The sequence below is a fragment of the Burkholderia sp. LS-044 genome, from assembly GCF_004803625.1.
Lineage (GTDB): Bacteria > Pseudomonadota > Gammaproteobacteria > Burkholderiales > Burkholderiaceae > Burkholderia > Burkholderia cepacia.
In genome coordinates, this window is record NZ_SSWO01000012.1 from 214,264 (window position 1) to 239,516 (window position 25,253).

20 protein-coding genes and 2 pseudogenes are annotated in these 25,253 nt (G+C 65.2%); 5 read left to right on the top strand and 17 right to left on the bottom strand.

The features are described from left to right. Positions 1-133 precede the first annotated feature (133 nt). Positions 134-1,468 (bottom strand): MFS transporter, encoded by a 1,335-nt coding sequence (locus tag E9536_RS28090; RefSeq protein ID WP_247873519.1) that lies wholly within the window; start codon positions 1,466-1,468, stop codon positions 134-136. Positions 1,469-1,504: 36 nt separating this feature from the next. Then, entirely contained in the window at positions 1,505-1,897 is a 393-nt protein-coding gene (locus tag E9536_RS28095) for a hypothetical protein (protein ID WP_124533601.1), read from the bottom strand. Positions 1,898-1,995: 98 nt separating this feature from the next. Here E9536_RS28095 and E9536_RS28100 point away from each other — a divergent pair, with 98 nt between their 5' ends. After that, the gene (locus E9536_RS28100) at positions 1,996-2,958 is read left to right on the top strand and encodes a LysR substrate-binding domain-containing protein (RefSeq protein WP_124533603.1); all 963 of its coding nucleotides are present in this window, start codon (positions 1,996-1,998) and stop codon (positions 2,956-2,958) included. Between the two features lie 226 nt (positions 2,959-3,184). On the opposite strand, the gene E9536_RS28105 is transcribed toward E9536_RS28100, so the two are convergent. From E9536_RS28105 to E9536_RS28130, 6 genes and pseudogenes are all read right to left on the bottom strand, one after another. Further along, entirely contained in the window at positions 3,185-3,895 is a 711-nt protein-coding gene (locus E9536_RS28105; RefSeq protein WP_136471427.1) for an SDR family oxidoreductase, read from the bottom strand. A 38-nt stretch (positions 3,896-3,933) separates the two neighbouring features. Then, positions 3,934-4,073: pseudogene (locus E9536_RS28110) on the bottom strand (alkene reductase); the annotation flags it as partial. Positions 4,074-4,097: 24 nt separating this feature from the next. Further along, on the bottom strand, positions 4,098-4,502 hold the full coding sequence (locus E9536_RS28115; RefSeq protein ID WP_124839696.1) for an extradiol dioxygenase: 405 nt from the start codon (positions 4,500-4,502) through the stop codon (positions 4,098-4,100). A 760-nt stretch (positions 4,503-5,262) separates the two neighbouring features. Then, positions 5,263-6,381 (bottom strand): hypothetical protein, encoded by a 1,119-nt coding sequence (locus E9536_RS28120; protein WP_136471429.1) that lies wholly within the window; start codon positions 6,379-6,381, stop codon positions 5,263-5,265. A 65-nt stretch (positions 6,382-6,446) separates the two neighbouring features. Beyond that, positions 6,447-7,727 carry a hypothetical protein gene (locus tag E9536_RS28125; RefSeq protein WP_060349106.1) on the bottom strand — a complete coding sequence of 427 codons (1,281 nt, stop codon included), beginning with the start codon at positions 7,725-7,727 and terminating at the stop codon, positions 6,447-6,449. Positions 7,728-8,428: 701 nt separating this feature from the next. Next, positions 8,429-9,430: pseudogene (locus E9536_RS28130) on the bottom strand (PDDEXK nuclease domain-containing protein). A 305-nt stretch (positions 9,431-9,735) separates the two neighbouring features. Between E9536_RS28130 and msrB the strand changes: the two are divergent. The 3 genes from msrB (at position 9,736) to msrA (ending at position 13,014) form a co-directional block, all read left to right on the top strand. Beyond that, on the top strand, positions 9,736-10,266 hold the full coding sequence (gene msrB / locus E9536_RS28135; protein WP_027792254.1) for a peptide-methionine (R)-S-oxide reductase MsrB: 531 nt from the start codon (positions 9,736-9,738) through the stop codon (positions 10,264-10,266). Between the two features lie 35 nt (positions 10,267-10,301). After that, positions 10,302-12,197: a cytochrome c biogenesis protein DipZ gene (locus E9536_RS28140; RefSeq protein ID WP_136471433.1), complete on the top strand. Its 1,896-nt coding sequence runs from the start codon at positions 10,302-10,304 to the stop codon at positions 12,195-12,197. A gap of 73 nt (positions 12,198-12,270) precedes the next feature. Next, entirely contained in the window at positions 12,271-13,014 is a 744-nt protein-coding gene (gene msrA, locus E9536_RS28145; RefSeq protein WP_091925624.1) for a peptide-methionine (S)-S-oxide reductase MsrA, read from the top strand. Between the two features lie 11 nt (positions 13,015-13,025). Here the strand turns inward: msrA and E9536_RS28150 are convergent, their stop codons facing one another. After that, positions 13,026-13,289 carry a hypothetical protein gene (locus E9536_RS28150; protein WP_136471435.1) on the bottom strand — a complete coding sequence of 88 codons (264 nt, stop codon included), beginning with the start codon at positions 13,287-13,289 and terminating at the stop codon, positions 13,026-13,028. On the opposite strand from E9536_RS28150, the gene E9536_RS28155 reads away from it, so the two are divergent. After that, the gene (locus E9536_RS28155) at positions 13,288-14,403 is read left to right on the top strand and encodes an aromatic ring-hydroxylating dioxygenase subunit alpha (protein WP_027792251.1); all 1,116 of its coding nucleotides are present in this window, start codon (positions 13,288-13,290) and stop codon (positions 14,401-14,403) included. The two genes, E9536_RS28150 and E9536_RS28155, sit on opposite strands and share 2 nt — an antisense overlap. 32 nt (positions 14,404-14,435) lie before the next feature. On the opposite strand, the gene E9536_RS28160 is transcribed toward E9536_RS28155, so the two are convergent. The 8 genes from E9536_RS28160 to E9536_RS28195 all read right to left on the bottom strand — a co-directional run bounded on the left by E9536_RS28160 (position 14,436) and on the right by E9536_RS28195 (position 25,169). Next, on the bottom strand, positions 14,436-14,825 hold the full coding sequence (locus E9536_RS28160; RefSeq protein ID WP_059685736.1) for a cytidine deaminase: 390 nt from the start codon (positions 14,823-14,825) through the stop codon (positions 14,436-14,438). Positions 14,826-14,935: 110 nt separating this feature from the next. Then, positions 14,936-16,252 carry a thymidine phosphorylase gene (deoA, locus tag E9536_RS28165; protein WP_136471437.1) on the bottom strand — a complete coding sequence of 439 codons (1,317 nt, stop codon included), beginning with the start codon at positions 16,250-16,252 and terminating at the stop codon, positions 14,936-14,938. Positions 16,253-16,290: 38 nt separating this feature from the next. Next, the gene (locus E9536_RS28170; protein ID WP_059685942.1) at positions 16,291-17,565 is read right to left on the bottom strand and encodes a NupC/NupG family nucleoside CNT transporter; all 1,275 of its coding nucleotides are present in this window, start codon (positions 17,563-17,565) and stop codon (positions 16,291-16,293) included. A 339-nt stretch (positions 17,566-17,904) separates the two neighbouring features. Next, on the bottom strand, positions 17,905-19,362 hold the full coding sequence (gene hydA, locus E9536_RS28175) for a dihydropyrimidinase (RefSeq protein WP_136471439.1): 1,458 nt from the start codon (positions 19,360-19,362) through the stop codon (positions 17,905-17,907). Between the two features lie 61 nt (positions 19,363-19,423). After that, entirely contained in the window at positions 19,424-20,932 is a 1,509-nt protein-coding gene (locus E9536_RS28180; RefSeq protein WP_136471441.1) for an NCS1 family nucleobase:cation symporter-1, read from the bottom strand. 101 nt (positions 20,933-21,033) lie between these two features. Continuing rightward, positions 21,034-22,353 carry an NAD-dependent dihydropyrimidine dehydrogenase subunit PreA gene (gene preA / locus E9536_RS28185; RefSeq protein WP_021156780.1) on the bottom strand — a complete coding sequence of 440 codons (1,320 nt, stop codon included), beginning with the start codon at positions 22,351-22,353 and terminating at the stop codon, positions 21,034-21,036. A 67-nt stretch (positions 22,354-22,420) separates the two neighbouring features. Further along, positions 22,421-23,758 (bottom strand): NAD(P)-dependent oxidoreductase, encoded by a 1,338-nt coding sequence (locus E9536_RS28190; protein ID WP_136471443.1) that lies wholly within the window; start codon positions 23,756-23,758, stop codon positions 22,421-22,423. A gap of 130 nt (positions 23,759-23,888) precedes the next feature. Continuing rightward, positions 23,889-25,169, bottom strand: coding sequence for a Zn-dependent hydrolase (locus E9536_RS28195; RefSeq protein ID WP_021156778.1), 1,281 nt, complete (start codon positions 25,167-25,169; stop codon positions 23,889-23,891). Positions 25,170-25,253 lie beyond the last annotated feature (84 nt).

Consider the following 25,253-nt stretch of genomic DNA (forward strand, 5'->3'; position numbering starts at 1 on the left):
CCGTGCGCGTGGGATTAATTTTCGGCAAACGCCCATATTTTGAAAATGGGCCTTGAAATGAATAGACTTTCAATCCAGACCAAAAAATTCGGATCCCACCGAGACAGGTCAGGCAAACTCGGCATGCGTCTCTTCAATGCCTCGCCACCCGCCGATAAATCGCGGTGAGTAACGCAGCCGCCAAGGCACTCAGTGCCAGCAACATGGTCGGCCCGATCGCGTCGTGATGACGGTCTTTCAACCACCCGAACGCGATCGGTCCGGCGAAGCCCGCAAGGTTTCCGAAACAATTGATCGTCGCGATCCCCGCTGCCGCGGCCGTGCCGGTCAATCGCATGGTCGGCAGATGCCAGAACAGAGGCAATGCGGTCAGCGTGCCAGCAGCGGCGAGTGAAAGCCCCGCGATCACGGCCGGCAGAGTGCCACTGAACGATGCGCTCAAAATGAAACCAACCGATGCCACACCGGCGCCGCCTACGACATAGGCCGCCCAGTTACCCGCACGGTCCGCGCTACGTGCTCCGACATTCATCGCCAGCACCGCAATCAAATACGGAATCGCACTGCAAACGCCGATCCATGACAGTTTCGTCAGACCCGTGTCCTTCACGAGCGTCGGAAGCCAAAAGCCGATTCCGTACAGACCGACGAGAAGCAGGAAATAGATCGTCGTCAGCAACACCATCTCCGACGCCGACAACCTGGATGCGCGCTGCGTCTCCTCGGCACGACCTGCATTGACATCGAGGCCTCGCAACACCGCATCCGCCTCTTCCGGCGACAGCCAGCGGGCATCGTTCGGGCGGCTCGGCAGCAGATAATGCACGGCGAGACCCACGACGACCGTCGGCAAGCCTTCGATTACAAACGTCCATTGCCATCCGGACAGCGCCGCGAATCCGTCGAGATTCGTCATGATCCAACCCGACAGCATGTTGCCGACAATGCCTGCGACCGCCGTCGCGCTCATGAACAGCGTCGTCATCCGGCCGCGCCGGTGAGCAGGAAACCAGTAGGTCAGATACAGCACGATGCCGGGGAAAAATCCGGCCTCCGCTACGCCAAGGATCAACCGCTGCAGATAGAAAGTGGCGGGAGAATGTACCCACGCCGCGGCGGCCGAAACGATACCCCAGGTCACCATGATGCGGGCAATCCACACGCGCGCGCCCACACGATGCAGCATGAGGTTGCTCGGTACCTCGAACAAGAAATAGCCGACGAAGAATATCCCCGCGCCGATACCGTAGACGGTGTCGCTCAATCCAAGATCACCTGCCATCTGCAGTTTCGCGGCCCCGACGTTAACCCGGTCGAGATACGCAAGAACCTGAGCCACCAGAAGCAACGGCATCAGTTTCCAACCGATGCGTCGATATAGTGCGTCGAGATCCGCGGGCGACGAGTCTGCCGGGATTGCTTTCCGTTCGTCGGGCGTCTCACACCCGATGCTGCGCATGATGTCCATTTCAGTCTCCATGAATTGTTGTTGATACGTGCCACGTCATGCAGAAGCACCCGTCTCGGCGTGGGTCCCGTCACGAACGGTCTTGATGTACGGCGCGCCGCTGAAATCGCAGACGAGTACGCAGCACTGCCATCCGAACGCCGGCTGGATACGCTCGACGTCGTCTCGCACGACGTCGTGAATCAGTCTCCCCATTTCGTGCAGTACCGGCTCGCTCCTGGGCTTCGTCAGCAGCAGCCTGACGACGACGAATTCGTTTGTCGGATCATCTCCGGACAAGAACTGCTCGGCCGTATAGGTGCGGCTCTTCAATTCGGATAGCAAAGCATGCCCTTGTGCCGCGAGCCGTTCGTGCAACGTGCTCGTCAAGGAGCGGAAATCGATCAGTCGCGCAATCCCGGGCGTGGATTCGATGATCAGGTGCGGCATGTCTTCACCTCTGTTGAAAAAATGCGTGGGTGAGAGGTTAGGATTCGGATCACCTGATGTAAATTAATGTTTCGCGCATCAATTCATTAGCCCCTGTTATGTATTCAGCCATCGATCTTCGCCTGCTGCGCAGCTTCATTGCGGTCGCACGCTCGGGCAGTGTGACCCGCGGGGCAGCCCGACTGCATTTGACTCAATCGGCACTCTCGCAGCACCTCCGTGAGCTCGCGGATCTGCTCGGCGTGACGTTGTTCGATCGGGTGGGTCGCGGCATTCTGCTCACTCAAGCGGGTGCGGACCTGTTCGCGGAAGTCGAGCCGATCCTGGAAAAACTCGACGTGACGCTTGCCAATGTCCGGAACCGCTCGCTCGAAGTTCATGGCACGTTGCGCATTGGTGCGATCGACACCTACGCAAGATCGCTCGTGATACCGACGATATCGACGCTACTCGCCCGGCATTCTCAGCTGCGAGTGTCCGTTCACGAACTCCCGGCCGCGGCGATCGATCAAGGGCTGATCGAAACTGAACTGGATATCGGCGTGTCGTTCTCTCACTTGTCGAATGCGGACATCGAGCAGAGAACGTTGTTCACGGAACGGCTGGCGCTCGTCCGGCGATCCAAGCGTCGCAAAGCCGGAAAGACCGTCAGCCTGCAGGAAGTTGCGCCCCAGCCGCTCGCGCTGCTGAATCGGACGTTCGCCATGCGCGGGCAAATCGACGCCGCATGCGCGAGTGCAAACATTGCGCTGAACGTTCGCGTAGAGGCCGCCAATGTCGATTCGCTGATACGGCTCGTCGAGCATGCCGACTACGCAACAATCGCGAGCCCGCTGGCAGTGCAGGCCGGCTCGCGAATTGAAACGACAACTATCTCGGACGACGGTCTGACGCGCATCGCTGCGTTGCGCTGGCGCCGCGGCAGGACCTTTACACCCGCCATGGAACGTTTTGAAGAAGCGATGTTGCAAACGATTCGTTCGTCTGGCCTGGAAACGCCAGGCGACGATTCGGTACGCATGTCGGAGCCGTCCCGCCGTCCGCGTATTCGACAGCGTTGACGACATCCTGAACACGCCCGTGGCGTAGACGGAACGGCTGCTCATGAGGCGGACACTCCCCTTCGCCCCAACTCCGGACGGACGTGAGCGATTCACGAAGGAGTTCCGCTAAATCGCGGACGCGCGATACCAGCAAGTGGCCGTAAAGGAAGATCACGCGCAACGGCGCGGCCCGTCAGGTCCGATGATGTTTTGGGTTCACCGGCACGCGTCCAGACGCAGCGTACTACGCGATCGCGCCACCACCGTCTACCAGCACCGTCGAACCCGTCGCATAAGGGGTCGACGCAAGGTAGAGCACGGCGTTCGCGACGTCCTCGGGTTGTCCAACTCGACCGGCCGGCAATCGCGCCGCCGCGCCTTCGTACATTCGGTCGCGTGCTTCCGCATCGATCTTCGACCAGAGAGGTGTCGCAATCAGGCCCGGAGATACCGTGTTGACACGCACCGGAGCAAGTTCAAGCGCAAGTCCTCTCGCCAACGATTCAAGCGCTGCGTTGATCGCGCCTTGCAAGACCGAATTCTTGCTCGGCCGCACACTCAGAAAGCCCGACACAAACGTCAGGGAACCACCTTGCCGAATGCGGACGGCCCGTGCGATGCGATACGCTCCCCAGAACTTGCTGTCCATCGCCGCATAGGCGTCGTCAAGCTCCAGACCACGCACCGGCCCCGTGGCTGTCTGGGCGGCCGATACGACAACGTGGTCGAATTCGCCCGCCGAATCGAGAAATGCACGTACGCTCGCGTCGTCGGTAATGTCCATCACGCCGGTGCTCACGCCAAAACCGATCCTGTCTTTGCTCGCCGCCAGCCTGGCCGCATCGCGCGATGCAATCGTCACTGTCGCTCCGGCCTCCGCAAATGCACGTGCGGTCGCTTCACCTATCCCGGAGCTTCCGCCAACCACCAACACCCTTTGATCATTGAGTTTCATCGCCCGTTTCCTCCGTTAATAATCTGTCCTTCGAACACCACCGCCGATGGCGCGACCGGCAACGCACCATCGCGGAAAGCCGGGGGCGACATCCTGCCTGCATGCCAGAGCTGTAAAAAGATGCGCCCCCTCCCTCTGCATGCACCGCCTCTGTCACGTTACGCCGGCCTTCGATCTGTGCGTCACAGTCCGACATACCGATTCAAGCATTCTTGATATCGCCTTGATCATTGGTTGCGAGTGCCGTCACGAACTCGACGCAAACGCCCGGAGCAATAGACACGAACAGCTGTCGCTCGTTGGACAACGGCACGTCGCTCAATGTGTAGTCGATCCGCCTGGTGGTCAGCCGCTCGATCAACGTCTCCCATTCGCGACGCGCGTCGATGCGCAGCGCAATATGATCGATACGCGGTGTGCTACGACCTTTCTGTGCAGGAAGCGTCGCGCGCGTAACGTGAATCATCGGGTGACGATCGAGATACAACCAATAGCCGTCCACGCTGAACGGCGGTCGGGGCCCGGTATCGAGACCGACAACCTCATCGAAAAAGCAACGGGTACCGTCGATGTCATCGGTAACGATGGTGGCGTGGTCGAAATGCATGGCTCATGCCTGTACGAGGGTGCGATGTTGTATTTTGTTGCCCCCGGTCGATCTTGATAATTGGCTTCGCGATTGAATGATTTTCAACGATGACAAGAAGATGGGAAGTGCATGTTTCCACGCTCCCGATCAGCCTGGTCAGTGGCCGGGAAGATACGGGAAGGTCAACGGAAAATGAAAACGGGTGCAGACCATGGTCTGCACCCGTTACGTCCCTTCCGCATCCCGGTATACCCCATCATGAATCGGTGGTGACTGTAGGGCGACTTCGTCACCGGATCGGCTGCGGTGATCAAGCCGGGATTGCTCATCCCGGTGTGATTCGCGACCTCGGTCAGACATCTCGCGTATCCCGGTACGGTTCGATCGGCAAGCCAAAGTCCGGATTCCAGCGCCCCCCAACCAAACACCCCAGACTTCACGATTTATTTAACTCTGGATCGTGGCTGTGCCGTCAGCCAATACCCGCAAGGCTTTCCACTGCGGCCCCTCAAACGAAAAGTTCCTTACCCCAGTCAGAACACTTAAAAGACACTAGAAGGCGGACGTGATGCGTTCCAAGCGATGATACAAACCCGTGCGTCACGATAATAAGCCCTATCTTAGCGGGCAGCGGGTGTCATTTCAGATTAGAGAATTCTGAAGATAGACCGGAGTTGCGAGCGAGCAGATCGCATACCGAGAGCCGTATGTCAGTCATGACCCTGCGGTTTCGCCGGAGATGTCCAGCCTTATCCCACCGTCTTGGCGGTCCCGCATCTCAACGAAGCGCCGGTACGCGCAGCACTGCAGCACTAGGTTTGACGTTGACCCCGATGTTATTTGGCTTCCCTCCGCCACTACCCCCGCCCTCTGCCTCCGTGCCGTTGCGGCTTGCCTCCCCTGACGTCGAGGTACCGGACGACGTCGGGTTTCCCGTGATGGTGATAACGTCACCGTGTGCGGGCGTTCCGCTGATCGTCAACGTGATGGGAGAACTCTCGTTACTCATGGTGACCTGTGTATTTGGCTTGCCCGGGCTCGCGGTTGCATCCAGCGGAAATGTCTTCTTCATTGCAAACGAGACGACGCCATTTTTGGACGATGCGGTTACGTTGGCCTTCCTAAAATCGCTACTCGCAGCGACCGCGGATGCTACGCTATCCGCGACGGCGGCGACGGATTGACCACCCTGCGGCACCGTGTATTTCACACTGATCGACTGACTGCCTGACGTAGCAGTCTGCCCTGACTGCGAGGGTTGCAACGCAACCGATATGGTGCCTTCTGCCCACGCAAGGGAACATTCATTGTGGTACGAAAGGATCATGCTTCGCTCGGCATAGACGTCGAGATGGTCCCGTCCATTCTGGTCAAGCCCGTTCAGATACGCGATATATTTTTGGATGTCAGCCTGATAAGTCGACTGTATAGACTGAGCGACGTGCGCAATAGACAGGGTGTTCAAATAGTTGGCGCTGATACCAGTCTTCGCCGCACCGAACACGGTGCTGCCAGCGGTAAGGGAATGAACGACGGTGAGCGGAGTAAACACGGTCGCCAGGGTGGACGAAATAGTCCCCAGCACATCGAATGCAAACCCGGATCCCGCCATCTGCGAGTACAGCGAATTGACGAAATCAGCACATTTCGATTGGGAATCCTGGACGAGCGAATTGACAGCCTGAAAGTTTGATAGCGACTGGCTCGACGTCCCCCTTTTGTCACTCGCCAGGGCCTCCGAAGCTCCATCCGGGGTGGCAGGTTTTGGCCGCTGCTCCGCCAGCGCCTCGCTGGCCGTCATCAAAGGCTTCGCTGTCAGTTGAAAACTACGGGGCACGGTTGAGCAGCCTGCGGCCAGAACAAGGGGCAGCGATATTGCCAGGTAAGTGAGTTTCATGACGTCCCCTGTCATTTCGAGTTCTTGTAATCGAGTAGTGCCGCCGCTTAGCGCAGCAATCACAGTCAAGCGGCAGGTTTCGGGGGGCGCACTGGGTGCATAACCGACTCGGGGCACGAGGGCAGCGGAGACAAGGCCTCGGCAAATCCCGGCGAATCAATGCTCGGCACCGTAGACAATGATGGAGCCGGCCGGGCGTCCGACAATCCGACGTCGCTCGCCCGCATGCGCCACTTCCTATTCCAAGCTCGCGCTTCCTTCTTAGTCAATCCCGATTCGGATATCGCGTCGACAAAGAATGCAACGTCGCGCCCCAACCGATCGTCATCCACATTCGAGGTTGGGAACAACTGCGAGAAAGCTCGCCTCACGTTGGGGGGCGTGAGCGGTAGCCCCTTTGAGGAAAGAAGCTTGCGAATCTTCATAGCCGAGACACCGGAGTCGTCCGGCGGTGACGACTGCGTCGACCGGTCAAGGAAAAAACCGTAGTCAACCTCTGTCGGCACGACACCCAGCGTCCGGTAAAGCTCGAAAAACGATCGCATTTTCGATGCGTCGCTAACGGGCGAAGCATAGTGCTGCTGATAGGCCGTGCGCACAGCCGCGAACGAACCGAAACGCGCAAACCCGTCCGTCCATACCGCTCGTCGCTGATCATCCGCGAAAACGGAGCACAAAAACCTGCGTGCAGACTCACCGTTCAAGTGGACGAGCTTGCGCAATGCGCCGGCCTCACTGCCGAATGCCTGATCAACAAGAGCGGGGGCGCTAGCATCGACACGCGCGACTATCCACTGCACTTCCTGGCCGCCTCCGGCGGTGGCGCCACGCGGCCCCCAGGTTACGAAGCTTGAACGATCGTTGCTAAAGCATGTTTTCTCTGGATGAGCAGACGACCAAAGTGGCTTGCTCTGACAGAAGTTCCATTCGAGATGATCGTAATCGGTCGCCTCGTAGGTAAGGACCAGCGACTGCGCCCGTTCATCGGCCGAAGGCGGAGGCACGTCCGGAAGCAACTGCTTCCACAGTTCCAGTGTCAGTTCCCCCTTGAACGCGGGAGATCCGTCGGGGAGTTTCTTCTTCAATGGCGGGCACGCCGCGACGACCTTCACGACTCGCGCGGAGTCAACACCGAACACGCCGTCTGCCTTAAGACCTGGAGATCCGCAACCATGCGCCACGCCGTCGAGGGCCGCTTGTGCACGAGCTACCTTTCCAAACTTCCCGTCGAAAATTGCTCGATCATGGACCGCGTAAAGCGTGACGTCCTCCTGCGCGTGCGCGGCGGCAACATAGCCTCCCCCCAACGCGGCGATCCAAATAGTCGTTGTCGCAAAGCGAATCATTGTTATCCCCCGCCGAACCGATCTATCGTGATTGTTTCTGCTTCGCACGCCTGCCATCTCGTACGTAACACAAGCATAGACGGTACTCGAGACAGGGCCAATCAGATTCTTGCCCGGACCCGTTGATCAATGTGAACTTGTCATGAGGTTGCTCGTCGCGAATTTATGTTGTCACTGGTCTCGGCCTTGCGACGCCGGGCGTACACTCCCACGCGGCGCCGGTGCAGTGCCGGCAGCCCGTGCAAACGTTGTGCGAATTCGGAGTTTGAGAAGACAATCGTGCTGTCGTGATAAAGCGTCTTATATCGAACCTCATCGTGGAACAACTCTAGCAGGGTTGGTAGATCCGGGATGTCGTCGCTCACTAGCGGTGTCTCCCGTTTTCTGCAGGGGTTGGGGGAATATCGGTGTTCGCAAGCACACGCGCAATGTTTGATGTCGTTGTGCTGTCGTACAGCGGCTCTACCTTCACGGGTTAGCTTGCGCGTGTCTGCATTTTCTTCGCGCTATCGGCGCGAGGCGTCACGCTGCAATGTAGGCGAGCGAGTCCGCTAGATAGCGTCAACGATAGGGCGATCGCTTCGAATGCGTTCGCCGCAAGCCACTTGCCGACGCGCCGGCCGGTCGACGGTGCCGAATTGGCCGGCGCGGGAAGGCCTGGTTGGGAACCCCATCGATATTTGACACCGGGGCGCCCATCATCACGACTCCCTTTTTTCGTCGAGCCGTGCGCGTGCCGCCGCGATCGACTGGTGCAGCTTCGCCTGCAACGTCTCGCGTGGCGGCAGCACCGTGAGGTACTCAGCGACGTGAATGCCGCTTTTGCCAAGCTCAAGCAATTCGATCTGCTCTTGCTTCTTTCCCGCACACAAGATGATGCCGATCGGCGGTGCTTCATCCGGCTCCTGCTCGTGCTTCGCGAGCCAGCGCAAGTACAGCTCCATCTGACTCTTGTACTCGGCCTTGAAGGATCCGAGCTTCAGTTCGGTGGCAACAAGGCGTTTGAGCTTGCGGTTGTAGAACAGCAGATCAAGATAGAAGTCGTCATCGTCGATTGGCAATCGCTTTTGGCGGGCAACGAACGTGAAGCCCGCGCCGAGCTCCAGTAGGAACTGTTCCATCTCGCGCAGGATCGCATCCTCGAGATCGCGCTCGAGGTAGTGATCATTGAGGCCAAGAAAGTCGAGGATGTACGGATCTTTCAGCACGAGATCGGGCGTCATCTGCTGCGCGTCACGCAGGCGCGCCACTTCGCGCCGGATCACTTCGTCGGGTTGGCGCGATAGTGCACTGCGCTCGAACAGCATCGACTGCATCCGCTCCTGCAACTGCCGCGACGACCAGCGCTCCAGGCGACAGAGTTCAATATAGAAGTCACGCTTGAGCGGGTCGTCGACGTACATCAACATCTTCAGATGGGTCCAGCTCAATTCTCTCCGCAGTGCGGAGAGAATTGGTTCATCCGGAAACACCTCGGCCGCGCGGATGCAGTGGCGCAATTGCTGCTCGCTCCAACCCCGGCCGTATTCGGCTCTCAGTTGCCGGGCGAGCGCGGGGAGGATCTGTTGTCCGTAGCCCGCGCGCTCACCGCCCAGCACATCATCCCGAATGCGACACCCAACCTGTCAATAAAGTAGGGTCAGTTCTGCGTTGACGGCCGCCGCCGCCCGGGCGCGCGCCAGCAGTGGCCACGTTACCGGAATCTCGGCAACGGCGGAACCCTGCTGGGCGCTCCCCCAATTCTCTCCGCACCGCGGAGAGAATTCAGCCACCGGCCCGTCGAGGCTCTCGCCTGTCACTGCGCTAAAAGTGCGCGCTCGCAATTGAGCTTCGGCACCGCCAGAGACAAAGCCACCTCCGGTCGCACGGCCCGGATCGAAGAACCTCCCGGCCCGCATGCAACGCCATGCCAGACTTCACGATTCATTTAACTTTCCGTGAGGACTTCGACACCGGCCGCTGACTACGATGGGCGCATGTTTTCAGGACCTGCTGCCAGGAGCCCATCATGCCCACCCGCAGACATCTGCTGTTCGCCGGCGCCACCGGCCTCGCCGCGCTTGCGACCCTGTCGTCCGTCGGCCGCCGCGCGCTGGTCGGCCGCGCGTTCGCCGCGCCGCCGGCCACCCCGCAGACGGCCGCGCCTTTCGAAGTCACCCTCAGCGACGCCGAATGGCATCGCCGGCTCACGCCCGCCCAGTACACGGTCCTGCGCGAAGCCGGCACCGAGCGCCCGTACACCAGCCCGCTGAACGACGAGCACCGGCACGGCACGTTCGCGTGCGCCGGCTGCGACCTCGCGCTGTTCTCGTCGGCCACCAAGTTCGACAGCCATACGGGCTGGCCGAGCTTCTGGAAGCCGCTCGACCACGCGGTCGCCACCCACACCGACGCGTCGTTCGGGATGATCCGCACCGAAGTGCACTGCCGCCGCTGCGGCGGCCATCTCGGCCACGTGTTCGACGACGGCCCGCCGCCGACCGGCCTGCGCTACTGCATGAACGGCCTCGCCCTCGCCTTCCACCCCGCCACCGCCTGATCCGGCCCCACGCCCGATCGACTGGAGAACGCACCATGCTGCTCATCGTCCTTGCCTACCTCGGCGGCGTGCTCACGATCCTGAGCCCGTGCATCCTGCCCGTGCTGCCGTTCGTGTTCGCGCGCGCCGACCAGCCGTTCGTGCGCACCGGCCTGCCGCTGCTGGCCGGCATGGCCCTCACGTTCGCCGTCGTCGCGACGCTCGCGGCCGTCGGCGGCGGCTGGGTCGCACAAGCCAACCAGGCCGGCCGCTGGGTCGCCATCGTGCTGCTCGCGGTGTTCGGCCTGACGCTGCTGATGCCGCGTCTCGCGGAGCACCTGACGCGCCCGCTCGTCGCCGCCGGCAACCGCCTCACCGGCTTCGCGCAACGCGACGGCCGTCCGGCCGGCCCCGCGTCGTCGCTGCTGCTCGGCGTCGCGACCGGCCTGCTGTGGGCGCCGTGCGCGGGCCCGATCCTCGGGCTCGTGCTGACCGGCGCCGCGCTGCGCGGCGCAAGCGTCGGCACGACGCTGCTGCTGGTCGCGTATGCGGCCGGCGCGGCGACGTCGCTCGGCGTCGCGCTGGTGATCGGCGGCAAGGTGTTCGCCGCGATGAAGCGCTCGCTCGGCGCCGGCGAATGGATCAAGCGCGGAATCGGCGCGGCGCTGCTGGCCGGCGTCGGTGCGATCGCGCTCGGCCTCGATACGGGCGCGCTCGCACAACTGTCGACCGTCACGACGGGCGGGCTCGAAACGAAGCTCGTCGACCGGCTCGGCGGGCATGCGAGCGGCGCGCCGGCGGCGATGGCCACGGCCGGCGGTTCGGCGGAGAACGTGGCAGAACGCGCGGCGGACGGCTCGGCCAACGGTGTCGCGAACGGTTCCAGCGGCGCGATGATGGCCGCGACGGCCGATGCCGCGCAGGCCGGCGGCGCGATGATGCGCGTGGTGGACGCGACGCACGCGCCGGCCGCGCTGCCCGTCGAAGGCACACTGCCGTCGCTCGACGGCGCGGTGCAGTGGCTGAACTCGCCGCCGCTGACGGCGGCCGGCCTGCGCGGCAAGGTGGTGCTGGTCGATTTCTGGACCTATTCGTGCATCAACTGCCTGCGCACGCTGCCGTACACGACCGCGTGGGCGCGCAAGTACGCGCCGTACGGGCTCGTCGTGATCGGTGTGCACGCACCCGAATTCGCGTTCGAACGCGACATCGGCAACGTGAAGAAGGCCGTGCACGACCTCGGCATCGACTTCCCGGTGGCAATCGACAACCGTTTCGCGATCTGGCGCGCATTCAACAACGAATACTGGCCCGCGCACTACTTCGTCGACGCGCAGGGCCGCGTGCGCCGTCACCACTTCGGCGAAGGCGAGTACGCGGAATCGGAGCGCGCGATCCAGTCGCTGCTCGCCGAGGCCGGCCATCCGGAAGCGCTGAACGTGCCGCTCGGGCTCGCCGGCGCGCCCGCGAAGGGTGCGCTCGCGGCGGCCGACAGCGCGGACGTCCGCTCGCCCGAGACCTACGTCGGCTACGCACGCGCCGAGGATTTCGTGTCGCCCGGCGGCGTGGTGCGCGATGCGGCGTTTCACTATGCCGAGCCGGCCCGTCCCGATCTGAACGACTGGGGCCTCGCCGGCATGTGGCGGGTCGGCGCCGAACGCGCGACGCTCGCGGCGCCCGCCGGCCGCATCGTCTACCGCTTCCATGCGCGCGACCTGCACCTGGTGCTCGGCCCCGGCGAGGACGGCAAGCCGGTGCGCTTTCGCGTGACGCTCGACGGCGCGGCCCCCGGCGCCGCGCACGGCAGCGACGTCGATGCGCAAGGCTACGGCACCGTGACCGGGCAACGCCTGTACCAGCTGGTCCGGCAACCCGGCGCGATCGCCGATCGCACGTTCTCGATCGAGTTTCTCGATCCCGGCGTGAATGCCTATGCGTTCACGTTCGGCTGATCCCGGCCGGGGGCGGCGCACCAGCGCCGCGTCCGGGCCCCGCTTTCCATTCCGCCTTCCGAAGGAGCACACCGTGAACACCACCTCCCCCCGCGGTTCCGCGCCGCAACGGCGAAAGGCGATGCTGCGCCGCATCGGCGCCATCGCCGTCGCGGCTCTCGCCGTGTTCGGCTACCAGCGCATCGTCAACTCCGCCGAGGCGATGCGCACCGTACCCGCGCCCACGCTCGACGAAACGCCCGGCACATCGCACGACGAGACGGCCGTGTTCGCCGGCGGCTGCTTCTGGGGCGTGCAGGGCGTATTCGAGCACGTGAAGGGCGTGAAGCAGGTCACGGCCGGCTATGCGGGCGGTGCGTCCGAAACCGCGCACTATGCGCTCGTCGGCTCGGGGCTGACCGGGCACGCGGAATCGGTTCGCATCGTCTACGACCCGACCCGGATCACGTACGGCCGGCTTCTGCAGGTGTTCTTCTCGGTCGCGCACGATCCGACCGAGCTCAACCGGCAGGGCCCCGACGAAGGGTCGCAATACCGTTCGGCGATCTTCCCGACCACCGCGCAGCAACGCGCGGTCGCGACCGCGTACATCGCGCAGCTCGGCACCGCGCACGTGTTTCCGGCGCCGGTCGTCACGCGCGTCGAGGACTACAAGGGGTTCTACCCGGCCGAGGCCTACCACCAGAACTACCTCGAGCTGCACCCCGACGCGCCGTACATCGCGTACAACGACATGCCGAAGATCGCCGGGCTGAAGCAGTACTTCCCGGCGCTGTACCGCACCGACGCGGTGCTGTGGCGCGATGCGCGCTCGTGACCGCCACGCGGTCACGCGGTCACGCGGGCCGCGTAACGGGGTGACGGGGTTGACCGGGTAACGCCCGCCGCGCGGCCGAAGCCCGTGCGGCCACGCACCGTCGGCGCGAGCCGCCCGCGATCCGGTTTGCGCTGCATCAACGAAACCGCGGGCGCCGTGCCGGGGCAAACCCGCATCGCGTCCGCCGCGACCGGCAACTTCGCGTAGACTTCTCCAGATCCCCGCCGCATCTTGCGGCGCCCGGAATTCCAGTCCAGCCCGGAGACGTCACGCATGCGAGCAGTGCCCTTCCCTGACAGCGGCACCCTTGGAGAACCCTCTTCCGGCTCGGCCGTGCGCGACTTGCGCCGCGTGCCGATTCATCCCGATTACTGGTACCCGCTCGCGTGGTCGCGCGAGCTGAAACGCGGCAAGACACTCGGCGTGCGCTTCGCCGGCGATCCGATCGTGCTCGTGCGCACCGAATCCGGCGCCGTGTACGCGCTCGAGGATCGTTGCGCGCACCGCCAGGTGCCGCTGCACGCGGGCGTCGTGAGCGGCGAGACGCTGCGCTGCTGTTATCACGGCTGGACCTACGCGTGCGACAGCGGCCGCTGCGTCGACGTGCCGTACCTCGGCCGCGAGCGCCTGCCCAACGGCGTGCGCGCCTATCCGTGCCGCGAAGCGCACGGGCTGATCTTCGTGTTCCCGGGCGACGCGACGCTCGCCGACTCGCGGCCGTTCCCCGCGCTCGAATCGGCGGACGACCGCGCGTTCAAGACGCGCCGCTTCGGCCGCGAGGTCAAGTGCCACTACTCGTTCATGCACGAGAACCTGATGGACATGAACCATCAGTTCCTGCATCGCAAGCAGATGGGGCAGATGCGTGCGCGCTCGGTCGGCCGGCGCCGCGGCGACGACTGGGTCGAGGTGGACTACACGTTCGCGCGGATGGAAGGCAAGCAGCCGGTCGGCGAGGCGCTCGTGTTCGGCGCGAGCAAGAAGCCGGGCGAGCAGGCGGACAAGAGCGTGATGACGGTGCGCACCGGTTATCCGTACCAGACACTGCAGATCCGCTCGAGCGAAGGCACGCTCGTGATGGACCTGTGGATCGTCTATGTCCCGCTCGACGCCGAGCAGCGCACCAACCGCACGTTCGGACTGCTGTCGATCCACAAGCCCGGCATACCGTTCGCGCTCGATCTCGCGTGGCCGCTGCTCGTCTGGTTCACCGAGCGCATCTTCCGCGAGGATCGCTGGATCGTCGAGCGCGAGCAGGAAGCGCATGACCGGCAGGGCGCCGACTGGAACCACGAGGTGTTTCCGGTCATCAACGAGTTGCGCGACCTGCTGCGCCAGTGCGGCGCGCGCACGGTGATCCCGATCCGCGAAGCGCGCGACGGCGCGTGACGTGAGCGGCGCGCCGTCGCGCGCGCCGTTCGTTACAAGCGGAACGCGCCCGGCAGCAATGCGTCGGCCGTCGTGACGCTGACGGCCCCGTTCAGGTTGGCCAGGATCACTTCGATGTCCGGCGTGCCGATCTCGATGATCACCTGGCGGCAAGCGCCGCACGGCGCGATCGGGCCGTCCGTGTCGCCCACGACCGCGAGCCGCGTGAAATCCCCCGGACGATAACCGGCGGCGATGGCCGCAAACATCGCCGTGCGTTCCGCGCAGTTGCAGAGTCCGTAAGACGCGTTCTCGACATTGCAGCCGTGAAAAACCGTCCCGTCGCGCGCCAGCAGCGCGGCGCCGACCTTGAAGCGGGAATACGGCGCGTACGCGCGTTCGCGCGCCGCCTTCGCCGCTTCGATCAGTTCGTGTCGTTCCATCTCGTCGTGCCTCCGATTGTGTGCCGGGGAGCATCGGCGCGGCCGCATCCCGGCCGTCACGATACGCCCGTGGCGTGAAGCGATCGCCGGTATCCGCACCGTGCGATCGGTCAGCCGATCCGCTGATAGAGGGTCGGCGGCGCGTCGCCCGTCTCGCCCAGCACGTAGCTGCGCTGGATCGCATCCACCGCGTGCGCCGCGGCGGCTGCGTCGCGAGCATGCACATGGCCGAGCGGCTGGCCGGCTTCGACATGCTGCCCGATCTCCGCGAGCGCCGTCAGGCCGACACTGTAGTCGATCGCGTCCGCCGCGCGCGTGCGCCCGCCGCCGAGCGCGACGACCGCGAGCCCGAGCGCGCGGCAATCGACCCGCTGCACGACGCCGCTCACGCGCGACGGAACCGGTACGATCACCTCCGCCCGCGCAAGATGACGCGCGGGTGCGTCGATCAGGTCCGCGGGGCCGCCGAGCGCCGTGACCATCTTCGCGAAGCGTTCCGCAGCCGCCCCCGAATCGAGCGCGTGCTGCAACTTCACGCGCGCCGCCTCGACGTCGCGCGCCAGCCCGCCGGTGACGAGCAACTCCGCCGACAGCGCCATCGTGACGTCATGCAGGCGCGCCGGGCGCGATTTGCCCGTCAGGTAGTCGATCGCGCACGCCACTTCGAGCGCATTGCCCGCGCACGGCGCGAGCGACTGGTTCATGTCGGTGAGGATCGCGGTCGTCTTCATGCCGGCGCCGTTGCCGACGTCGACGATGCTGCGCGCCAGTTCCGCCGACTGTTCGGCGGTCGGCATGAATGCGCCGGAGCCGACCTTCACGTCCATCACGAGCCCGTCGAGCCCGGCCGCGAGCTTCTTCGACAGGATCGACGCGGTGATCATCGCGATCGATTCGACGGTCGCCGTCACGTCGCGAATCGCGTAGATGCGCATGTCGGCCGGCGCCAGCCGCGCCGTCTGCCCGATGATCGCGACGCCGACCTCGCGCACCGTGCGGCGAAACGCGTCCGTATCGGGCGTCACGTCGTAGCCGGGAATCGCGCTCAGCTTGTCGAGCGTGCCGCCGGTATGGCCGAGCCCGCGCCCCGAGATCATCGGCACGTAGCCGCCGCACGCGGCCACCATCGGCCCGAGCATCAGCGACACGACATCGCCGACGCCGCCGGTCGAATGCTTGTCGATCACCGGCCCGCCGAGATCGAGCGCGCGCCAGTCGAGCACATCGCCCGAGTCGCGCTGCGCGAGCGTCAGCGCGACGCGCTCGTCGGTGCTCAGGTCGTTGAAAAACACGGCCATCGCGAACGCGGCCACCTGACCCTCGGTCACGCTGCCGTCGGTCACGCCGCGCACGAACGCGGCGATCCCGTCGCGATCGAGCGGCTGCCCGTCGCGCTTCCGGCGAATGAATTCCTGCGGTAAAAACATCGTTGCCTCTCCTCGATCGTTCAGGTTCAGGCGCAAGTTCAATGAAGCGAAAAGAACAGGCCCGCAATCGCCGCGCTCATCAGGTTCGACAGCGTCGCGGCCGTCAGTGCGCGCAGGCCGTGCCGCGCGACTTCCGAGCGGCGCTCGGGCGCGACCGCGCTGAAGCCGCCCGCGAGGATCGCGATCGACGAGAAGTTCGCGAAGCCGCACAGCGCGAACGACACGATCGCGAGCGTCTTCGGGTCGAGCACCTGCAGGCCGGCCGCCGCGACGTGCTCGCCGCTCTTCAGGTACGGCGACAGGTCGCCATACGCGACGAACTCGTTGAAGATCAGCTTCTCGCCGATGAAGTTGCCGGCCAGCGCCGCGTCGTGCCACGGCACGCCGATGATCCACGCGAGCGGCGCGAACAGGTGGCCGATGATACCCACGAGCGTGATCTGCGGAAAGCCCGCGAACGCCGCCGCGCCGCTGACGATGAGGTTCATCAGCGCGATGAGCCCGACGAACGCGATCAGCATCGCACCGACGTTGATCGCGATCCGCAGCCCGACCGACGCACCCGACGCCGCCGCCTCGATCACGTTGGCGGCGCGCTTGTCGTCGAAGTCGAGCCCGTCGACCACGACGCGACTCGGCTCGACCGTCGGAAACAGCAGCTTGCCGAACAGCAGGCCGCCGGGCACCGCCATGAACGACGCGGCGAGCAGGTATTCCATCTTCACGCCGAGGCCGGCATAGCCGACCAGCACCGAGCCGGCGACCGACGCCATGCCGCTTGCCATCACCGTGAAGATCTCGGCGCTCGTCATGTTCCGCACGAACGGCTTCACGAGCGCGGGCATCTCGCTCTGCCCGAGAAAGATCGTCGCGACGGCCGAGCACGCCTCGATGCGGCTCACGCCGAGCACTTTCGCCAGTGCGGCGCCGAGGATCGCGACGATCCACTTCATCACGCCGATGTAGTACAGCACCGCGATCAGCGCGGTCACGAAGATGATCATCGGCAGCACGCGCAGGCCGAACACGAACCCGCCGTCGCCGAACAGCTGGAACATCTTGCTGTCGACGAGCCCGCCGAACACGAACGCGATGCCGTGATTGCCCATGTCGAGCACGCGATTGACGCCGTTCGCGGCCGCCGCCAGCGCCGTGCGGCCGGACGGCACGAACAGCACCAGCGCGCCGATCGCCAGTTGCGTGCACAGCGCGGCGACCATGGTCCGGCCGCTCACCGCGCGCCGGTTGTTCGACAGCAGGTAGGCCACCAGCAGCAGGAACAGCATACCCAGGAGACTGCGCAGAATATCCACCTCGTACTCCTTGCTCTCAATGTTGTTGGACTGTTCGGCGGGCAGGCCCGGCGTGCCTGCGAAACGCCGTCGGTGGATATTACTCGCCGGCATGCACGCCGACAACGCAAACAAAATGGCCGCGTTCGAGCAACGTCGCGTGCTTCGTCAACTTGCTCAGTTCTTCTACATACCTGGAGATCGACAAGATGGGATCACGCTACGATCCGTCCCAAATACTGAGAGAATTGGCGGGATGGTGAGCAGCAGGCAGAAGCGGTGCCGGCATGCACGGGAAGGCAAGAGGAAGCATGCGGGGCGTGCCGCTCGACCCGACACGCCCCGCACGTTACGCACCGTTCAGCCGGCGCGCTCGACCGGATGCGGTTCGCGCAGCCGGTTCGCGATCCGCGCGGCCTCGTAGTAGCCGGCGGCCGGCGGGCGCTTCAGGTAGCGGCCCGCGCCGCGCACCGCGCGCAATTCGCCGTCGGCCCATGCGAGCGCGCCGCGCGTGAGCGTATGCGTCGCGACGCCCTGCACCGTCATCCCCTCGAACACGTTGAAGTCGACCTGCTGGTGATGGGTCTTCACCGAGATCGTCTTCGTCGCGGCAGGGTCCCACACGACGAGGTCGGCATCGGCGCCCATCTGCACGGCGCCCTTGCGCGGATACAGGTTGAAGATCTGCGCGGCGTTCGTCGACGTGATCCGCACGAACTCGTTCGGCGTGATGCGGCCGTGATTCACGCCGTGATGCCACAGCACCGACATGCGATCCTCGACCCCGCCGCAGCCGTTCGGGATCTTCGTGAAATCATCGCGACCCATCGCCTTCTGCGACGCGCAGAACACGCAGTGGTCGGTCGCCGTCGTATGCAGTTGCCCCGCCTGCAGCCCGCGCCACAGCGCCTCGCGATGCTCGGCCGAGCGGAACGGCGGGCTCATCACGTGCGCGGCCGCGCGCGTCCAGTCCGGATCGCGATAAACGGCCTCGTCGATCACCAAGTGCCCCGGCAGCACCTCGCCGAAAACGCGCAGCCCTTCGCTGCGCGCGCGCGTGATCGCGTCGACCGCGTCCTTCGCGGAGACGTGCACGATGTACACGGGCACGCCGAGCACCTGCGCGATGCGGATCGCGCGGTTCGCGGCCTCGCCCTCGACCTCCGGCGGCCGCGACAGCGGATGCGCCTCCGGCCCCGTCATCCCGCGCGCGAGCAGCGCCTTCTGCAGCTGGAACACGAGCTCGCCGTTCTCGGCGTGCACGGTCGGCAGCGCGCCGAGTTCGAGCGAACGCGAGAAGCTGTTCACGAGCACCTCGTCGTCGGCCATGATCGCGTTCTTGTACGCCATGAAGTGCTTGAAACTCGACACGCCGTGCTCGCGCACGAGCGTACCCATGTCGCGATGCACGCTCTCGTCCCACCACGTCACGGCCACGTGGAAGCCATAGTCGGCCGCCGCCTTCTCGGCCCAGCCGCGCCATTCGCGGAACGCGTCCATCAGCGGCTGCTTCGGGCTCGGGATCACGAAGTCGATGATGCTCGTCGTGCCGCCGGCGAGCCCGGCGGCCGTGCCCGAGTAGAAATCGTCGCTCGCGGTCGTGCCCATGAACGGCAGTTCCATATGCGTATGCGGATCGATGCCGCCCGGCATCACGTACTGGTCGTGCGCGTCGACGACGCTCGCGCCGGCCGGCGCGTCGATCTGCTCGGCGATCTGGAGGATCGTGCCGCCGTCTTCAGGGTCCGCGCACAGAACGTCGGCGCGATAGGAGCGGTCCGCATCGACCACGGTGCCGCCGCGAATCAGGATTGCCATGGGGTTGCCTCCTCGTTGACTGTCGGGTGCCGCATCGCACGCATCAAGCGCATCGCGCGTGTCATGCGCTCGCGATCTGCGCGCGCTGTCCGGCGCGCCACTTCATCCAGGTGCCGTACACGCAGGACGCCAGCACGAGGCCGACGAACCACGCGTACGTGTAAAGCGTGTTGAAGAACGCCGGCACGTTCGGGAACGACGCCGGAAATGCCGTGTGCAGGAAGCCGGGCAGGTTCGGCAGCACGCCGACCGCGAGCGCGGCCAGCGCGGCCGGGTTCCAGCCGCGCGCGTAGCTGAAGCCGCCGCGTTCGTCGAACAGCGCGCGTGTGTCGAGCCGCGTGCCGCGAATCAGGAAGTAGTCGACCATCATGATCCCCGCCACGGGCCCGAGCAGCGCCGAATAGCCGACGAGCCAGGTGAAGATGTAGCCGTCCGTCGTCGCGAGGATCTTCCACGGCATCATCACGATCGCGATGGTCGCGGTGATCATCCCGCCGGTGCGGTACGAGATCGCCTTCGGCCACAGGCTCGAGAAATCGTAGGCCGGGCCGACGAGATTCGCGGCGAGGTTGCAGCACATCGTGTCGAGCGTGAGGATCACGAGCGCGATGCCCACGCCGATGCCCGTCATCCGGCTCGTCAGGTCGATCGGATCCCAGATCGCGTTGCCGTAGATCACGACGGTCGCAGACGTCACGACGACCGACACCACCGACAGCAGCGCCATCGGCAACGGCAGCCCGATCGACTGGCCGATCACCTGGTCGCGCTGCGAATGCGCGAAGCGCGTGAAATCGGGGATGTTCAGCGCGAGCGTCGCCCAGAAGCCGACCATCGCGGTCAGGCCCGGCCAGAAGGTCGCCCAGAACAGCCCGGCCTTCTTGCCGCCCGCCGCGAACTGCGACGGCGCCGACAGCATCGTGCCGAAGCCGCCCGCCTTCGACGTCGCCCACCACACGAGCGCCACGCACATCACGACCTTGATCGGCGCGGACCAGCTCTCGAGCCATCGGATCGAATCGGTGCCGTGCCAGATGAAGTAGAGCTGCAGCGCCCAGAACACGAGAAAGCACGCGAGCTGCCCGAACCCGATGCCGATGACCGGCAGCGCGGCGCCGTGCAGCGCGTTGCCGGTCAGGATGTTCAGCAGCGTATAGATCGCACTGCCGCCGAGCCAGGTCTGGATCCCGTACCAGCCGCATGCGACGATCGCGCGCAACAGCGCCGGCAGCTTCGCGCCCTGCGTGCCGAACGACGCGCGCACGAGCACCGCGTATGGAATCCCGTGCTTCGCGCCCGCATGACCGATCAGCAGCATCGGCACGAGCACGATCAGGTTGCCGAGCAACACGGTCGCCACGGCCTGCCACGGCGACATGCCTTCCTGGATCAGCCCCGCCGCAAGCATGTACGACGCAATGTTCATCACCATCCCGACCCAGAGCGCCGCGAAGTGATACCACTTCCACGTGCGCTGCGCCGGCGTCGTCGGCGCGAGGTCGTCGTTGTACAGGCTGCCGCCCTGCGCCGCGGCGCCATCGGGATCGGCGGGATTCGCTGCGTGATTCATCGAACGTACTCCGCGAAAACGTCAGCGCCGGCACCATGCGTGCCGGCCCGGGTGGAACGAAAAGCGGCGGTGCGGGGCTCTCCCGCGCCGCCGGACGCCGGTCAGGCAGCCTTCTTCGCGTGCTTCTCGGGTGCCGCCGCCGCACCTGCACTCGCCCCCGCGTCCGCGCTCGCCGGATTGTTCGGATGCGTGGTCCAGTTCGCGTAGTCGCCCGAATCGACGCGCTCCATCGTGATGCATTGCTCGACCGGACACACATGCATGCAAAGATTGCACCCGACGCATTCCGAGTCCACCACTTCGAAGTGACGCACGCCGTCCTTCGTCGCCGTGATCGCCTGGTGCGACGTGTCCTCGCACGCGATATGGCACAGCCCGCACTGGATGCAGCGATCCTGGTCGATGCGCGCCTTGATGTCGTACTTCAGGTTCAGGTATTTCCAGTCAGTCACGTTCGGCACCGCGCGGCCGCGGATATCGTCGAGCGTCGCGTAACCCTTCTCGTCCATCCAGTTCGACAGGCCGTCGGCGAGGTCCGACACGATCCGGAATCCATAATGCATCGCCGCGGTGCACACCTGCACGCTGCCGGCGCCGAGCACCATGAACTCGGCGGCGTCGCGCCACGACGAGATGCCGCCGATGCCGGAGATCGGCAGGTTCGGCGTTTCCGGGTCGCGCGCAATCTCCGCGACCATGTTCAACGCGATCGGCTTGACCGCCGGGCCGCAATAGCCGCCGTGCGTGCCCTTGCCGTCCACGGTCGGCATCGGCGCCATGTGGTCGAGATCGACCGCGACGATCGAGTTGATCGTGTTGATCAGCGACACGCCGTCCGCGCCGCCCTTGTACGCGGCGCGCGACCCCATCCGGATATCGCTGATGTTCGGCGTGAGTTTCACGAGGCACGGCAGCTTCGTGCCTTCCTTCACCCAGCGCGTGACCATCTCCACGTATTCGGGCACCTGCCCGACCGCCGCACCCATCCCGCGCTCGCTCATCCCGTGCGGACAGCCGAAGTTCAGCTCGACCGCGTCGGCGCCCGTATCCTCGACAAGCGGCAAGATCCATTTCCAGTCCCGCTCGTTGCACGGCACCATCAGCGACACGATCAGCGCGCGTTCCGGCCAGTCGCGCTTCACCTGCGCGATCTCTCTCAGGTTCACGTCAAGCGGACGGTCGGTGATCAGCTCGATGTTGTTCAGCCCCGCGATGCGCTGGCCGTTCCACTGCACGGCGCCGTAGCGCGAACTGACGTTGACGACGTGCGGATCGAGCCCGAGCGTCTTCCACACGACACCGCCCCAGCCCGCCTCGAACGCGCGGTTCACGTTGTAGGCCTTGTCGGTCGGCGGCGCGGACGCCAGCCAGAAGGGATTCGGCGAAGTGATGCCTGCGATGGTGCAGCGAAGGTCGGCCATGTTCGGCTCCGTGAGAGTGGGGTCGTGTTCGTTGTGCTCGTGGTGGTATGTGACGCGCGCGGTGCGCTCACGCGGCCTTCGCGTCGCGTTGCGCGAGCGCCGCGTCGATCGACGCGGCCGCGCGCTTGCCGTCCTGCACGGCCTGCACCGTGAGGTCGATGCCGCCCGTCGCCGCGCAGTCGCCGCCGGCCCACACGTCGGGCCATGCGGTGCGCCCGTCCGCATCCACCGCGATACGCGTGGCGTCCGCGGTCAGCAGCGCGGCTGCGCCATCGTCCGGCACCAGCGTCTGGCCGATCGCCTTCAGCACCATGTCCGCGTCGACGGTGAAACGCTCGCCCGATGCCGCCTCGAACTCGACACCCGTCACCTGCCCGTTCACGCCCGCCATGCGCACGGGTTTCGCGTGCGTGACGAGCGTGACGCCGCTCTTCTGCGCGAATTCGCGCTCGGCCCACGTCGCGCTCATCGCGTCCACGCCACGCCGGTACACCATCGTCACGCGACCGGCGCCGAGCTTGCGGCTTTGCACCGCCGCATCGATGGCCGTATTGCCGCCGCCGATCACGACCACGCGCCGCCCGACCGGCACGTTCTCCAGCGCGTCGGCCTGCCGTACCTGCTCGATGAAGTCGACTGCGTTCATCACGCCGTCCAGTTGTTCGCCGTCAATCGCGAGCGCGCGCACGCCGGCGAGGCCCATCGCGAGAAACACCGCGTCGTGCTGCTCGCGCAGCGCGTCCAGCGTGATGTCGCGGCCAAGCGCGACGCCGGTCTGCAGCGTGATGCCGCCCACCGACAGCAGCCACTCGACTTCACGTTGCGCGAAATCGTCGACGGTCTTGTACGCGGCGATCCCGTACTCGTTGAGACCGCCGGCCTTCGGGCGTGCGTCGAACAACGTGACGCGATGCCCGGCGAGCGCGAGCCGGTGCGCACACGCGAGCCCGGCCGGCCCCGCGCCGACCACCGCGACGTGGCGGCCCGTGTCGGGCGCGCGCGTGAAGCGCACCGCGCCGGTCGCCATCGCCCAGTCGGTCGCATGCCGCTGCAGCGCGCCGATCGCAACGGGCTGCGCATCCTGGTGGTTGCGCACGCATGCGCCTTCGCACAGGATCTCGGTCGGGCACACGCGTGCGCACATCCCGCCGAGCGGATTCGCCGACAGGATGTCGGTCGCGGCGCCCTTCAGGTTGCCGTTGCCGATCTTGCGAATGAAGCTCGGGATGTCGATCTGCGTCGGGCAGGCCTGCACGCACGGTGCGTCGTAGCAGTAATGGCAGCGGCTGGCGGCGGCCGCGGCCGCGGTCGGATCGAGCAGCGGCGCGATATCGGCGAATTCGCACGAGAGTTGCGTGGACGACAGGCGATGCGCGGCGATATCGCCGGTTGGCTTGGTGGTCATACGCGTTCCTTCGACTGGGTGGAGACAAAGCCGTCCCCGCCGGCTGCGAACGCACAGTCGGGGCGGTCATCATTATCAGGAATGCTACGGTCAGGCGGTACGCAGCCTGCCGGCTGCTACGGTCCTTGCGTCATGAAGCCGGCTCGCATGCGCGCGACAACATCGCGTGCAGCAGCACGTTCGCGCCGGCCTCGATCCATGCGGGCGTCGCGTCCTCGATCTCGTTGTGGCTGATCCCGTCGACACACGGCACGAACACCATCGACGTCGGCGCGACCTGGGCGAGATAACACGCATCGTGCCCCGCTCCCGATACGATGTCGCGATGCGAGTAGCCGAAGCGGTCGGCCGCACCGCGCACCGCTTCCACGCATGCGGAGTCGAACGCGACCGGCTTGTAATAGAAAATCTGCTCGAGCTGGGTCTCGAGCCCGATGTCGGCCGCGATGCGCGCCACACCGTCGCGCAATGCAGCATCCATCTTCGCGAGCACCGCGTCGTCCGGATGACGGAAATCGACGGTGAAGAACACGCGTCCGGGAATCACGTTGCGCGAGTTCGGGTAGACCTGCATCATGCCGACCGTCGCGCAGCCGAACGGCGCATGATCGAGGCCGATCCGGTTGACCAGATCGACCACGCGCGACGCACCGAGCAGCGCATCGCGCCGGCGGGGCATCGGCGTCGGCCCGGCATGCGCTTCCTGGCCGGTGAACGTGATCTCGTACCAGCGCTGCCCCTGCGCGTCGGTCACGACGCCGATCGTCTTGCACTCCGCTTCGAGTATCGGCCCCTGCTCGATATGCAGTTCGAACGCCGCGTGCAGCTTGCGCCCGCCGCACGGCACGTCGCCCGCGTAGCCGATGCGCGCCAGTTCCTCGCCGATCGTCTTGCCGTCCACGTCCTTGCGCGACAGCCCGTATTCGAGCGGGAAGACGCCCGCGAATACGCCGGATGCGACCATCGCGGGCGCGAAGCGCGAGCCTTCCTCGTTGGTCCAGATCACGACCTCGACCGGATGCTCGGTCTCGATGCCGTGATCGTTGAGACTGCGAATCACCTCGAGGCCGCCGAGCACGCCGTAGATGCCGTCGAAGCGGCCGCCCGTCGGCTGAGAATCCGCGTGCGAGCCGGTAACGACCGGCGCCGCATCGGCCACGCGGCCTGCACGGCGCATGAACACGTTGCCCATCGTATCGACCGTCACCGTGCAGCCGGCGGCCTTCGCCCAGCCGACGATCAGGTCGCGGCCGGCCTTGTCGAGATCGGTCAGCGCGAGGCGGCACACGCCGCCCTTCGGCGTCGCGCCGATCTTCGCGACTTCCATCAGGCTGTCCCACAACCGCTTGCCGTCGACCTTGATCGACGTGTCGAAAGCTGCCCGCTTCACTGTTTCCGATACCGCGTTCATTCGTATCGCTCCTGTGGGGTCGGTGATGTCGTCAGCCCGGTCTGTGCCGGTGCGTGCAATACCTGTTTCGGGGCAATCCCGCCC